This window comes from Paraglaciecola sp., assembly GCF_039942875.1.
In the GTDB taxonomy this organism is placed as follows: Bacteria; Pseudomonadota; Gammaproteobacteria; order Enterobacterales; family Alteromonadaceae; genus Paraglaciecola.
Map to the genome: position 1 here is coordinate 54,149 of NZ_JBDVBQ010000054.1, position 12,781 is coordinate 66,929.

The following is a 12,781-nucleotide window of genomic DNA, read 5'->3' on the forward strand; positions in this document are numbered from 1 at the left end:
TAAGACTTTGATTAATGATAATTCAAAGGTCTATGAAATGTTTTAAAGGATACTCCCAATGAATACCTCAACATGGGCGAAAGAATTACAGAAAAGTTATCAAGGTATGGTAAATAACGTTGAAAAATTTGTAGTGAAAGAAGGAAAAAGCTTGCAAGAGGCTATTCATACTGCTGAAACAACACTAGAGAATGCCAAAGAAACAAGCCTAGATGCCATAAAAGAAGCAAGTAAGCATCTAGAAGACAATTTACAAATATGGATAGAAACAGCTGAAGAAATTAATCAAGCTTATAAAGATGAAATTAACTTTGATTTGGCCTTCGCAAGTAGTTCTGTTTCAGAAAAATTCAAGAATATTGCTAACTCAAACACAGCTCAATTAATTGAATTTACAACAAAACTTAAAGCACAAGCCCAAGCGGCAACGGCAGACTCACATATGTCTGTCCATGAAGAACATAATCAATGGAGTTCAGAACACGGACTATGGCTTGATGAAATTGAGCTTTGGGGAAAAGACCGTGACAATGCCCTAAAGAAATTAGTAACGATAGAAGCCGCATTAAAACAACATGAAAAGGCACTACTTGAGCATTCTCAGGTTATTAAAGCTCATAGCAATTTAGAACATAAGCATGAAATCGCTATCGCAGATGCAGAAAAAGACCCAAGTAATCAAACGTCACAAATTGCAGATGAAACACTACAAACGCTGCACTTAAAGGAACGTCAAATACATGCACAGCATGCAGAGTTCCATCAAGCAGCAAAAGCTAACCATTATAAAATAATGGCAATGGTCAATATGCTTTATAAGCAAACTCAAAAAACTAAATAAGGAATAAATTATGGCTAACAACACGCTAAAACTAGATTCTGAATCGAACATAGAAGCGATCAAAGTGGCTATTGCTAAAGGCGAAGAAAGCAAAGTAAAAATGCTTTTAACTAATATAATTTTTGACGAATTACAAAAAGAGTATTTGATCAAATGGGCTGAGCATTGTCAAACGCCAAATATAGTAACCTTGCTTAAAACCGCCCCCGCTACGCCCTAACTGTCAAAGTAAGTTTTATGTAGATTTATAATTTACAGATAACTATAACGCCACATTTTTTCTATGGGTTGGGAATACTTGGCTGCAAAAAATATGTTTAAAAGCATTGATTTGAAAGGGCTGTTAGTCATTAGAACAAATTAAATTTTAATTTTTTATTGGTCACTTATTCTCAAAATAATCATTTAAAAGGATCCAGTCTTTATAATGGGGTGAAATCCAACCTATGTCTTTAAAGGCATTAAATATTCCATCTTCATTACTATTAATCTGATTTCTATGACCACGAATATATGCCTGTAAGGCATCAAAGTAACCTTTACTTTTTGAGTTGACCACAAAAACTCTAGTACCAGGCAAACTAAGCTTAAACCCATCTATTCGCGTTAACACTATCTCACCATCTAGATTATAAACGTATTTTTTATTTAGCGCGTTTGTCGTAAAGTCGGCTCTTTTTTTGGCAATCATATTGGGGATTTTACGGTGATTAGAAACTAATACATGAGGTCTGGTTGTTAACTTATTCAGCTCGGAGTCGTCTCTAATCCATTGGGTCGCAGTGATACTCGTAAGGTTCATGAGCTCATAAACACTTTTAATAGCTAATACTTCTGGCCTATTGGGAGCAGTGAAAAAACCCACTTCAAATTCACCTTGTCGCAGCACAGGGTCCGAGAGCGAAAGGTTGGTTTCGTTAAGCTGATTAATTACCGACGGGAATTCGCTCATAGAAAAGGCATCGGCAACGCCCACTGAGAGCATTTTAATCGCTCTAATATTATTAGGCGCTTGAATAACCTGAATGGTATCTCCGAGTTTATTGAAACGGACAACTTCACAATGGATCAAAAAATCTAATACTGGTCGACCAAAATTAAACTCTTTAATCTTGGAAATAGGAATACATTTATCGACTGGTAAGAAGTAATCTCGCCCATCTGTAAATGAAGGGTCCTCTTCCAGCATACCTTCTAGGGATTTTAAAAAACCAATAGGTACCACTATTTTAATAGGTTTTGATGGAACCGCTTGCGAGAGTGGGGTAAGTAATAAAAAAGTGGAGATCCAAAATAACTGTAAACGTAGTTTTGCTGCCTTTGATAATTTAAACATAATCCGTGTAATTTCAAATTTATAATTGGTGCAAAAAACCTACCTTATCAATTATAAATTTGAATTCCTAATACAATAGCTGTAACGCTTTAGCTTTAGTTAAACTATGCTCTTACCTTCCGCAGCACTTTTTGAATTTACGTCCATTACCACAAATACAGGGATCATTACGGCCAACTTTTGGGGTATCCCGAACAACTGGTGTTTTAGGCGGGCAGCAACTTGTGTTGGTGCACCCTGTGCTTGTTTCTTGCTGTGTAGTGACTTTTTTTGTTTCATTCATATCTTTAACACCTTTATTAATACAACAAACTATAAATTTTACGACGGTATTTTGATTTTAATGGGTCGCCATCTGGCAATGCATTAATCATATCTAAGGTCAGTTTTTTAGCTTCACCAAAATTTAAGTCTTTTAGCAATACAGAAACAATCAGCTCTAACGCCTCTTCGGTTTGATTGGCCTGATGTAATTGCACTGCTAATTTTACTTTAAGCTCTAAATCATCAGGGTTAGCTGCAAGCTCAGCTTGTAAGGCTTTAATTTCAGGGGACTCAGCGGCTTGTTCAGCTAATTCTATTTTACCTAAAATACTATTATACAGGGCGTCTTGATCCACTAAGCCGATTGTCTCTAACAAAGCTTTAGCTGGTTTAATTTGACCCAGTTCTACTTGGCAATCAGCCAGTAGTAGTTTGATATCAGCACGAGTTGCGTCAAGTTCATGGGCTTGTTTTAAAACCGTATAAGCTTGTTGGTAGTCTCCAGCAGTTACTAACTCTACACCTTGCTGATACAAGCCATCTTCAGGTTTGGGTAAATGCTTTTCAAAACTGGCAATAATTTCTGCTTCTGTTTGCACCCCAGCAAACCCATCAATAGGTTGACCTTCTTTTATCAACATAACCGTTGGTAGATTTTGAATACCAAATTGACCCGCAATTTCTTGTTGAGTTTGACAGTCAACTCGGGCATGAATGAGGCTATCACTAAATTTAGCCGCTACATTTTGTAGTACAGGGGCAAGCTGCTGACTGGGTTCATAACCTTCGGCCCAAAATTCTACCATCACAACGTTAGTTTGTGAGTCTTGTAAGATAACCTGCTGGAAGTTTTCTGGGGTGATATTGATAACACTATTCATATTGGTATCCATAGATATTCAGTTGAAAGGGGGATGGGGTCAAAAACGCTGATTTCAAGGAACAACCACTATCCTTTTATAGGGTAAACAATGCAATTTTGACGAAATATAGCAGCACTATATTATCGTTAAATGAACAAGATGTTATGCATTCAGCGCTAACATTAACCAAAAAGTGTGGTGTATTAGAAATTGATTGACTCATTTGTTGAATGAAAATACCTATTTAGTCTTTCACATCTATATATTTCATAATCAGATAACGTCATAACGTGATTAAGGGGCAAAATTTGCTAGGTCGTTGTAAATGTACATCTTACATTTTTGTTACTGTACTTGCCTTTTTATTATCCGCCTGTACTTCAAGATCTTCCCTCATGCCCACCCCCAACGTATTCCTTCACAAACCGTATTTAGAAAGCGAAGTACCCGTTGCGTTTCGAGAAACAAGTATGAACCTGATTTATGTCACGGACCGGGCTATTTCGCAAAAAGTAGGACAAAAATATAATGCTAAACGCTCTTCTTCAATGGCCTACGGCGTTGCGACAGTTAACTTTGAAGCACCCTCATTACCATGGCATGAATTGGTGGCTCAAAGCAATGCTCCAAAACGTACTGTTGATTTAAGCTATGTATTAGAACAGGTAGAGGAGTTAGGGCGCTACCCAGTATCACCATATAAGTTTAATCAGGTACAAGGTCGACTAGCTATTGATAAGTCTGTTAAAGAAAAAAAGCAACGGCATGAAAATCACCTTAATCACATAGTTAATGAGCAATTAGCGGTATCTACCAACAAAGACGTTGTTCTATTTGTACATGGCTTTAATAATACCTTTGAAGACTCTGTGTTTACACTTGCAGGCATTTGGCATTTTTTACAGCGTCAAGGGGTACCTATTGTTTACTCATGGCCCGCAGCTGCAGGTGGGATAACTGGTTACCTTGCAGATAAAGAGTCTGGCCAGTTTACTATTTTTCATTTGAAAGAAACTTTACGAGCATTATTCAACAACCCAAAAATCGAAAACATACATATTATTGCCCATAGCCGCGGAACCGATGTAGTGACAACGACACTACGTGAGCTTGTTATCGAAAATAGAGCCGCAGGAGGCAACCCAAGACAAGATTTTCGGATTGAAAATTTAATACTCGCCGCCCCAGACTTAGATTTTGGGATTATCAAACAAAGGCTTATGGCTGAGCAATTTGGGCCTGCATTTGGAAAGATAACGATTTATACCTCTCAAGAAGATAGCGCACTTGGGCTATCTCAATGGTTAACGAACACCATTAGTTTTGGGCGGTTAAACACCCAAGATATTAACTTAAATGAACGGGAAATATTTAAGTCAACAGGTAACGTAAGCTTGATTAAAGTACCTAAATCTAAGGGGCTTATTGGACATGACTATTTCCATAGTAATCCAGCTGTAAGCTCTGACTTAATTAATCTCATACTATATAACGCGCAGCCAGGATCAGAAAAAAGACCTCTTATTAATATTGAAAATAATTTTTGGTTACTCAATAAGGACTATTTAATGACACATTGATGAAATGCAAAGACACCCGCTGGCCATGACTGGCTTTTAGCCGCAAACTGCGCTCACCTAGCAGAGCAATTTATCCATACCAAACAGCTTCCAATGTAGTTTAAAGTTCAAGCTGTCTATAGCTTTTTGCCATAACTGTAACACTTGACCAAACGGTTCAGTTTATCTAATCTCGATTACGCTCCCTACTAGCACAATAGTTGAAATAGTAGCTACAACTTAAAAATAAACATAATATTTAAGAGAGATGAACATGTTAAAAGCTATACCAACTTGCTTGGCTTTGGCTATTTCGCCTTTAGCTTACGCTGACGAAATAATTGCAGAGCAAAATTTTAATGGGCTGTCATCTGACGGCACATACACCACAGAAGCCATAACCGATGGTACCGCTTTAAGTAACACTGGCGCATTTAATGTTGGAGGTGATGGCCTAGATTTTCAAACCTATTGGTTTGACAGCCGCAGTGTTGGCGATGGTCCAATTGATACCTCTGAAGGTTCAGACGGTAGTGATTTTATCGGTGTGAATAGTTATAACGCCACCAATTCACCGGATGTAAGTGCTGCTGGTGTACCAGTTTCAGAAGGCGTTGAGCATAACTTTGAATTTAATGACACAGATGGCCGCTTAGATGTTGTTTTCGAAGAAGTAGATGTAAGCGGTTACGAAAACCGTCAGCTTACAATTAACTATTGGATAAATGAAGACACCTTCGAAAGCGATGACTTTTTTACAGTATCTATCTCAGATGGCACATCTGATATAGAGCTTTACTCTGTTAGTGAAACGGTTTTACAAAACTTATCTAATGGAGACGCTGGTGTAGCCTCTGAATGGCAAACATTAACCGTCGATTTGGATGATCTTATATCTACCAACAGCTTAGGTGAAACCCTTACTTTAACGGTAAGCGCTGACATCAACTCTGGTAACGAAAACATCTTTTTTGACGACGTCCTCTTTTCAGCTTTAAGTTCTGAAGAAGAGGAAGATGAAGAAGAAATCGAAGAGCCAATTGAAATAGGTGCTTGTTTTGCTACAGATTCTGAAGGCTTACAGTACATAAGTGCCGTTCAGGGTTCTGGTACGGCTTCTCCATTGGATGGCTCAGAAGTTATAGTAGAAGGTGTTGTGACAGGTCTTCGTGACAATGGATTCTTCATGCAAGAAGAAGTCTCTGATGAAGACCAAGATAGCAGTACATCTGAAGGGGTTTTTGTTTATTACACTGATACTTTACCGACTGTTAATCACACTGTGCGAATATTAGGAACAGTAGACGAATATTACGACCTTACCCAACTAACAAGTGTTACTAGTTTATTAGATTGTGGCGAAACCACTGCATCTATTACCACAGCTAATGTGTCCTTTCCAATGGCTGAAACAGACGACTTAGAGCACTACGAAGGCATGATGGTAAGTGTAAGCGACCTCACTGTTTTCGATACTGATACCCTATGGCAATATGGTGAGCTTGGACTAAGTGATGAACTTAAACGCCAACCAACAGATCTTTACGCACCGCTTACCGCCGCCTATGAACAACTAGTTCTAGATAATGCGTCCACAACCATTTACGTTGAAGATAATACTTCTAGCAGTTACCCAGAAAGCTTAAGCTTTTATAGTAACTTTAGTTACACCAATGCCATTGGTGTGGGTGATACCGTATCTGCAACTGGCCCACTAAACTACTCATTCAGTAAATACCGTATAAATGCCACAGAAGCAGACTTCACAGTGTTAAGCGCCCGTGAAGCATCCCCTAGCATTGATGAAGGTGACTTAAAAATTGCAACTTTCAATGTACTAAATTACTTCAATGGAGACGACGACGGTAACGGTGGTGTGACATTTGATTATGACGCTAACCGCGGAGCTGAAAGCGAAGAAGAGTTCGAGTTACAAGAAGGACGAATCGTTGAAGCAATCGTTGCAATGGATGCGGATGTTATCGGCCTAATGGAAATTGAAAACGATGGCTTTGGTGACGATAGTGCTATTCAATCATTGGTTGACGCTGTTAACGCCAAACTGTCAGATGATAATGCCTACAGCTTCATCGCCACTGCTGATGATAGCTTAATTGGGACAGATGCCATTGCGGTTGGCTTAATTTACCGAGCATCTGTTGTTACGCCATCAAGCGATGCAATTAAAATTGATATGCCATCACAGTTGTTATCTGATGACACTAGTTATGCACAAATGCGCGTATCTTTATTACAAAGCTTCACCCATGACGGAAGCGGTGAGTCATTTGCAGTAGTCGTTAACCACTTTAAGTCTAAAGGGTCAGGATGTTATGAAGATTCTGTAGAAACAACAGATATTGACAGCATTCAAGGTAGTTGTAATGCGCTACGTGTATCAGCAGCCGTGACTTTAGGTGACGCCTTAGAGGCCGCTGATTTACCAGACAGAGTGATGATTTTAGGTGATTTGAATGCCTACTCAGCTGAAGATCCTCTTGCCGTACTAACTGATTACGACCCAGCAGAGCGTGGATACACTATCACCACCGCAGCTCGTACAGAGTTAGATGAAGGTGTTTCGGTAGACGTTACCACAACCTATGGTTATGAAAACGTAGCTGAAACCTTTGACGCCGATGGCTTCTCTTATTGGTATTATGATTCAATGCAAGTGGGCAGTTTAGACCACATTCTAGCTAGTAGTGCATTTATGGATGACATTGTTGATGCCACACACTGGAACATCAACTCAGTTGAAGTTTACCAATTACAATACGACCAAGCTCTAAGCTACTACAGTGTTGAAGATGGTTATGCCTTTACTGACCTTGGCCCATATAGAAGCTCTGACCACGACCCTTTCATCGTATCTGTAAGCTTTGCCGCTGACGAGCCAGAAGAGGAACCTGAGGACGATGACACCTCATCTAACAATGGTTCAGGTGGTTCAACTGGCCTAGGGTTCTTATTACTAGGATTAGGAGCCTTGCTTTTCCGTAGAAAAATGACTCACTAAGATGTAGTCATATAAAGCATCTATAAAAAGCCACATCAGCCATGCTGTCTGATGTGGCTTTTTTGTCTCATTACTACTTAAATTGTCGTTTATTAGACACCTGATACACTTCTCTAGATGGGGCTAGTTGCTTCGGACATACAAGATACCTATTGGTTTTCGAAGTAGTCTAACAACTCGTATTGCAACGATTTTGTGTTGTTCGAACTCAAAAGAGCACCGCTATTCCTTCATTCAAACGCCTTGATTAAGTACATTTAAACTCTCGCAGAGTAACGACTTATGAATGGGGATTGGCATTAAGCAAGTTTTCCCACTTGATAATCACTAAATGCTTGATTGACTTCTTCTTGGGTATTCATCACAAAAGGTCCGCCACGGGCGACAGGCTCATTTAATGGTTTACCGGCAATGAGCAAATATTTAGCATCCCTTAGCGCGGTTATATCAACCGAATCACCATCTGTGAGCACCGCTAATTGACCATGGGTAATAGTCTCCTCTGAGCCATGTAGTAGAATGGCTCCTTCGTAAACATAGATAAAAGCATTGTGTCCTAGAGTGACGGTATTAGTAAAATTTGTACCTACTTGCTGATGAATATCCCAATAAATCGGTTCGACAAAGGTATTATTTACTATGCCTTGGGTGCCATTTTGTGTGGTGCCCGCAATAACCTTAATCCTTACACCTTGATGCTCTTCGATAAGAATTTCATCATGGGTTTTCTCTTGGTAACTGGGTTCGGTCATCTTGTGTGAGCTGGGTAAGTTCACCCACAATTGAAACCCAGACAACAAACCTTGTTCTTGCTCTGGCATTTCTGAATGAATAATTCCTTTTCCTGCTGTCATCCACTGCACCCCACCAGCTTCTATAATGCCGTTGTTACCTGCACTGTCTTGATGTCGCATCTTGCCTGCTAGCATGTAAGTGACAGTCTCAAAACCGCGATGGGGGTGAGGCGGAAATCCTGCGATATAATCTTGAGGCTGGTCAGAGCCAAAGGCATCTAACAATAAAAAAGGGTCAAGCATATTGATATAAGGAGTACCAATAATACGAGTCAATTGCACCCCAGCGCCATCTGAAGCAGGGAGCCCTCTAAACACCTGTTGTATATTTCTAAATCTAGCCATTTTGGGGCTCCTTTTTTCAAATTAAAAAGTATGCACGATTAAGTTCATTGCGAGTTGGTAAGTATGTTATCGCTGCCTAAATCTATTTTAGTCGCATCTACGACAGTAACATCTGTGATCCCGATAAAGCCCATTACCTGCTTTAAGTAGGGAGTCGCTAGATCCATTGCACTGCCAATTGGTACACCACCTGAAGCCATAACCAAGTACACTTTTTTATTTTTTAGTAACCCTTCTGGACCATTTTCGGTATAACGAAAAGTGACGCGAGCACGAGCCACTAAATCAACCCAAGCTTTGAGGACAGCAGGTACACCAAAATTATATATTGGGGAACCGATGACAATCTCGTCTGCATCTTGCAGTTCTTTCACTAACACATCAGAAAAAGCTAACGTTTCCTTCTGAGGCTGCTCTCTTAGCTCAGGGTCAGTAAAGTTAGCGCCAATCCACTGCTCATCGATAAAAGATAAACCAGAGGCTATGTCCCGTTCTTTTATTTGTAAATTTGTATGCTGACTTTTAAGTTCTGCGATTAACTTTGCAGACACTTGTCTGGTTAAAGAATCTTGGTAACGACCGCTGGAATTAATTGATAAAACTGTTTTCATTTTTGTATTCTCCAATAAAGTTTAAGGAATGATTCTGAACTGATAGCTATATTACTGTTGATATAAAAAAGAAAAATAACCTAAAACTGAAATCATTGTTCTCATATTGTGAACAATAATGCTAAATGTTAGGCTCTTCGCTAGAGGTAACTGAAAAGGGGCGGACTCAAAAGCGAATGAATCAATTTGAAGATATGCAAACCTTTGTACGTATTGTTGAGGCAGGCAGCATTACTAAAGCCGCAGAACAGCTAGACATAGTGAAATCGGCGGTAAGCCGTAAGTTAACCGAATTAGAAAAGCGTCTGGGTGTAACATTATTGACCCGCACGACTCGCTCGCAAATATTGACTGATTCAGGTCGCAATTATTACCAAGAATGTATTCGTATCATAGAAGACTTAGCCGAAGTTGAATCTAGTATAAAAGATGAGCACTGTTCATTCGCAGGTAAAATTAGACTTTCAGTGCCCTTTTCCTTCGGGCTTAAACACCTAGCACCCGCTCTACGCCAATTTAACGATGCGCACCCCAATATATTTTTTGATGTGGACTTCAACGACCGAAAAGTGGATTTAATAGAGGATGGGTACGATTTGGCCATCAGAATTTCTAATTTGGCAGACTCTAGCCTAATTGCCAGAAAGATAACCTCTATGACCCCTGTTTTATGTGCTAGCCCCGCTTATTTAAAAAGGTATGGTGAACCTAAAGCCCCTAGCGATTTAAACAATGGACATGTTCGCTTAAGGTACAACCTCATCACCGATGCTTGGCGATTTACTTCAGGTGATGGTGCAGAAGTGACAATCAAAATCCCTGTTACAGTGAGCTCAAATAATGGCAGCTACTTATGTGAAGAAGCCATTGCTGGCAGAGGCTTACTGTTAGGGCCAGACTTTATTTGTTATCAAGCCATAAGCGCCGGACAGTTAATACCATTATTTTGTGAACAACTAACAGGTAAGGCAGTTAATGCCTATGCTGTTTACCCTAAGACTCGGCACCTATCACAACGGGTCAGGGGACTTATAGACTTTCTCGTTGCTTATTTTGGTGACACGCCATATTGGCGGATCAATTAACCACTCCATTGATGGCCTTACAGCTACCTTCACGTTTATCACCCACTTATATATTGTTTGAATTGTCGCTAAGTAGACATTTCCATAAACCTCACTATGTTACCGTTTTGAACAATCGCTGAACGGAACGTTAATTATGACCACCACAAGCCAACAAACATTTACTAGCTTTGCTGAGTTTTATCCTTATTACCTGTCTGAGCATAAAAATAACACTTGTCGACGCTTACACTTTGTTGGTTCAGCATTAATTTTAATATTAGTTGCTTACACTTTAGTAACCGCTCAGTGGTCACTGTTATGGTTATTACCCATTTTAGGTTATGGCTTTGCTTGGGTAGGACATTTCTTTTTTGAACACAACAAACCCGCTACGTTTAAACATCCTTTTTACAGCCTATTAGGTGATTGGGTCATGTTCAAAGATATATTATTTGGAAAAATTCCCTTTTAAGGTATTTTGAGATTAGCCGTTTTTTAGTTAGCCCTTCTATAAAACCAAATAATCCCTCAAAAAACCTATGTTTTTTTAAAGTCAATATGGTTTGACTAAAAAAAGTACAAATATCTTTTATTTGGAGCCTTTTCAAGCTCACAAAAAAACCGTAAACTTGCGCCCCTTTTTGACATGACGAACATTTTTTGCACGATTTAAATAAAGGCAAACAACTCCTTATATGATGCAGATAGGTCCGCATACGTTAGAAAACAATTTAATGCTCGCGCCAATGGCTGGAGTAACTGATCGCCCGTTTAGACAATTATGTAAACGTTTAGGTGCGGGCCTAGTGGTATCAGAAATGCTTTCTTCTAATCCAAGGGTTTGGAACACAGATAAGTCCAAACAACGAATGGACCATGAAGGTGAAGAAGGCTTACGTTCTGTGCAAATTGCCGGGTCTGATCCTGAGCTAATGGCACAAGCGGCACAATTTAATGTAAAAAACGGGGCGCAGATTGTTGATATCAACATGGGTTGCCCCGCTAAAAAAGTAAATAAGAAGTTAGCCGGTTCAGCTTTATTACAAGACCCAGCTCTGGTTGAGAAAATCATTCAGGCTGTGGTTGCAGCAGTAAATGTTCCGGTTACTTTAAAAATACGCACAGGTTGGAATGTCGAAAATCGCAATGGCTTGTTAATAGCTAAAATTGCACAAGACAACGGCATTCAATCATTAGCGGTGCATGGTCGCACCCGAGCCTGTATGTACAAAGGCGATGCAGAATACGACACCATTAAGGCTATTAAACAAGCTGTGTCTATCCCTGTTGTCGCCAATGGTGATATTACAGACGCCCTTAAAGCTAAGTACGTTCTGGAATACACCGAAGCAGATGCTGTAATGATTGGTCGAGGCGCCCAAGGTCACCCTTGGATTTTTCGAGAAATCTTACATTACCTGCAAACAGGTCAAATACTGGCTGCCCCCAGCATTGAAGAAGTGAGTAGCGTATTGCTAGAACACGTCGCCAATGTTCATCAATTTTATGGTGAGTTTATGGGATGCAGAATTGCTCGCAAACATGTGGGCTGGTATTTGGCAGAAAAAGATCAGCAACGGCTGTTCCGTGCAAAGTTTAATGTTATCGAAGATGCAAGGCAGCAACTCGATGAATTAGCGGTGTACTTTGATAAATTGGCAGATGAACAAGCAACCACGCCTATGGGCGCGCTTACGTCAACTGCTGTATGATAACGACTAACTTAAAGAGCAAGATTTCTATATGTTCGAACAAAATGTAACTTCTCCTTTTACCACTACGGTAACGACTCCTTCGCAAACTCAGGCTCAAAAGCCTCTTCGCGATTCTGTAAAACAAGCTGTAAACAAGTACCTTAAGCAACTTGATAACACTAACATCGAAAACTTATATGAGTTAGTTATGGCTGAAGTTGAAGCGCCTATGCTAGAAGAAATCATGACCTTCACACGCGGCAACCAAACCCGTGCGTCAATCATGTTAGGTATCAACCGTGGTACACTACGCAAGAAATTAAAACAGTACGGCATGAACTAAGTCAGTCTGTATATAAAAGAGCACCTTATGGTGCTCTTTTTGTTT

The 12,781-nt window shown here is 39.7% G+C and carries 13 protein-coding genes; 8 read left to right on the forward strand and 5 right to left on the reverse strand.

Going from position 1 to position 12,781, the window contains the following annotated elements:
- The first annotated feature begins 58 nt into the window (after nucleotides 1-58).
- Together ABJE44_RS19065 and ABJE44_RS19070 are read left to right on the forward strand one after the other, a co-directional pair.
- Nucleotides 59-841 carry a hypothetical protein gene (locus ABJE44_RS19065; protein ID WP_348110922.1) on the forward strand — a complete coding sequence of 261 codons (783 nt, stop codon included), beginning with the start codon at nucleotides 59-61 and terminating at the stop codon, nucleotides 839-841.
- Nucleotides 842-851: 10 nt separating this feature from the next.
- The gene (locus ABJE44_RS19070) at nucleotides 852-1,061 is read left to right on the forward strand and encodes a hypothetical protein (RefSeq protein WP_348110921.1); all 210 of its coding nucleotides are present in this window, start codon (nucleotides 852-854) and stop codon (nucleotides 1,059-1,061) included.
- A gap of 162 nt (nucleotides 1,062-1,223) precedes the next feature.
- Here the strand turns inward: ABJE44_RS19070 and ABJE44_RS19075 are convergent, their stop codons facing one another.
- The 3 genes from ABJE44_RS19075 to ABJE44_RS19085 form a co-directional block, all read right to left on the reverse strand.
- Nucleotides 1,224-2,177, reverse strand: coding sequence for a hypothetical protein (locus ABJE44_RS19075; protein ID WP_348110920.1), 954 nt, complete (start codon nucleotides 2,175-2,177; stop codon nucleotides 1,224-1,226).
- 112 nt (nucleotides 2,178-2,289) lie between these two features.
- Nucleotides 2,290-2,460 (reverse strand): SEC-C metal-binding domain-containing protein, encoded by a 171-nt coding sequence (locus ABJE44_RS19080; protein ID WP_348110919.1) that lies wholly within the window; start codon nucleotides 2,458-2,460, stop codon nucleotides 2,290-2,292.
- Nucleotides 2,461-2,476: 16 nt separating this feature from the next.
- Nucleotides 2,477-3,322, reverse strand: coding sequence for a tetratricopeptide repeat protein (locus ABJE44_RS19085; RefSeq protein WP_348110918.1), 846 nt, complete (start codon nucleotides 3,320-3,322; stop codon nucleotides 2,477-2,479).
- A 377-nt stretch (nucleotides 3,323-3,699) separates the two neighbouring features.
- Between ABJE44_RS19085 and ABJE44_RS19090 the strand changes: the two genes are divergently transcribed.
- Nucleotides 3,700-4,884 (forward strand): alpha/beta hydrolase, encoded by a 1,185-nt coding sequence (locus ABJE44_RS19090; RefSeq protein WP_348110917.1) that lies wholly within the window; start codon nucleotides 3,700-3,702, stop codon nucleotides 4,882-4,884.
- A gap of 253 nt (nucleotides 4,885-5,137) precedes the next feature.
- Nucleotides 5,138-7,882, forward strand: coding sequence for an ExeM/NucH family extracellular endonuclease (locus ABJE44_RS19095; protein WP_348110916.1), 2,745 nt, complete (start codon nucleotides 5,138-5,140; stop codon nucleotides 7,880-7,882).
- A gap of 299 nt (nucleotides 7,883-8,181) precedes the next feature.
- Here the strand turns inward: ABJE44_RS19095 and ABJE44_RS19100 are convergent, their stop codons facing one another.
- Nucleotides 8,182-9,021 carry a pirin family protein gene (locus ABJE44_RS19100; protein WP_348110915.1) on the reverse strand — a complete coding sequence of 280 codons (840 nt, stop codon included), beginning with the start codon at nucleotides 9,019-9,021 and terminating at the stop codon, nucleotides 8,182-8,184.
- Nucleotides 9,022-9,065: 44 nt separating this feature from the next.
- Nucleotides 9,066-9,632 carry an NAD(P)H-dependent oxidoreductase gene (locus tag ABJE44_RS19105; protein WP_348110914.1) on the reverse strand — a complete coding sequence of 189 codons (567 nt, stop codon included), beginning with the start codon at nucleotides 9,630-9,632 and terminating at the stop codon, nucleotides 9,066-9,068.
- Nucleotides 9,633-9,808: 176 nt separating this feature from the next.
- Here ABJE44_RS19105 and ABJE44_RS19110 point away from each other — a divergent pair, with 176 nt between their 5' ends.
- The 4 genes from ABJE44_RS19110 to fis all read left to right on the forward strand — a co-directional run bounded on the left by ABJE44_RS19110 (nucleotide 9,809) and on the right by fis (nucleotide 12,736).
- Nucleotides 9,809-10,717, forward strand: a complete 909-nt coding sequence (locus ABJE44_RS19110; RefSeq protein WP_348110913.1) for a LysR family transcriptional regulator — start codon at nucleotides 9,809-9,811, stop codon at nucleotides 10,715-10,717.
- Nucleotides 10,718-10,853: 136 nt separating this feature from the next.
- On the forward strand, nucleotides 10,854-11,171 hold the full coding sequence (locus tag ABJE44_RS19115) for a DUF962 domain-containing protein (RefSeq protein WP_348110912.1): 318 nt from the start codon (nucleotides 10,854-10,856) through the stop codon (nucleotides 11,169-11,171).
- 226 nt (nucleotides 11,172-11,397) lie between these two features.
- The gene (gene dusB, locus ABJE44_RS19120; protein WP_348111086.1) at nucleotides 11,398-12,411 is read left to right on the forward strand and encodes a tRNA dihydrouridine synthase DusB; all 1,014 of its coding nucleotides are present in this window, start codon (nucleotides 11,398-11,400) and stop codon (nucleotides 12,409-12,411) included.
- 31 nt (nucleotides 12,412-12,442) lie between these two features.
- Nucleotides 12,443-12,736: a DNA-binding transcriptional regulator Fis gene (gene fis, locus ABJE44_RS19125; protein WP_133469908.1), complete on the forward strand. Its 294-nt coding sequence runs from the start codon at nucleotides 12,443-12,445 to the stop codon at nucleotides 12,734-12,736.
- Nucleotides 12,737-12,781: the final 45 nt, after the last annotated feature.

Excerpts from the sequence above, each read along its gene's own strand:
- ABJE44_RS19110 (WP_348110913.1), top strand. The coding sequence starts at position 9,809 with ATGAATCAATTTGAAGATATGCAAACCTTTGTACGTATTGTTGAGGCA.
- ABJE44_RS19075 (WP_348110920.1), bottom strand. The coding sequence starts at position 2,177 with ATGTTTAAATTATCAAAGGCAGCAAAACTACGTTTACAGTTATTTTGG.
- ABJE44_RS19100 (WP_348110915.1), bottom strand. The coding sequence starts at position 9,021 with ATGGCTAGATTTAGAAATATACAACAGGTGTTTAGAGGGCTCCCTGCT.
- ABJE44_RS19065 (WP_348110922.1), top strand. The coding sequence starts at position 59 with ATGAATACCTCAACATGGGCGAAAGAATTACAGAAAAGTTATCAAGGT.
- ABJE44_RS19105 (WP_348110914.1), bottom strand. The coding sequence starts at position 9,632 with ATGAAAACAGTTTTATCAATTAATTCCAGCGGTCGTTACCAAGATTCT.
- dusB (WP_348111086.1), top strand. The coding sequence starts at position 11,398 with ATGCAGATAGGTCCGCATACGTTAGAAAACAATTTAATGCTCGCGCCA.
- ABJE44_RS19115 (WP_348110912.1), top strand. The coding sequence starts at position 10,854 with ATGACCACCACAAGCCAACAAACATTTACTAGCTTTGCTGAGTTTTAT.
- ABJE44_RS19085 (WP_348110918.1), bottom strand. The coding sequence starts at position 3,322 with ATGAATAGTGTTATCAATATCACCCCAGAAAACTTCCAGCAGGTTATC.
- fis (WP_133469908.1), top strand. The coding sequence starts at position 12,443 with ATGTTCGAACAAAATGTAACTTCTCCTTTTACCACTACGGTAACGACT.
- ABJE44_RS19080 (WP_348110919.1), bottom strand. The coding sequence starts at position 2,460 with ATGAATGAAACAAAAAAAGTCACTACACAGCAAGAAACAAGCACAGGG.
- ABJE44_RS19095 (WP_348110916.1), top strand. The coding sequence starts at position 5,138 with ATGTTAAAAGCTATACCAACTTGCTTGGCTTTGGCTATTTCGCCTTTA.
- ABJE44_RS19070 (WP_348110921.1), top strand. The coding sequence starts at position 852 with ATGGCTAACAACACGCTAAAACTAGATTCTGAATCGAACATAGAAGCG.
- ABJE44_RS19090 (WP_348110917.1), top strand. The coding sequence starts at position 3,700 with ATGCCCACCCCCAACGTATTCCTTCACAAACCGTATTTAGAAAGCGAA.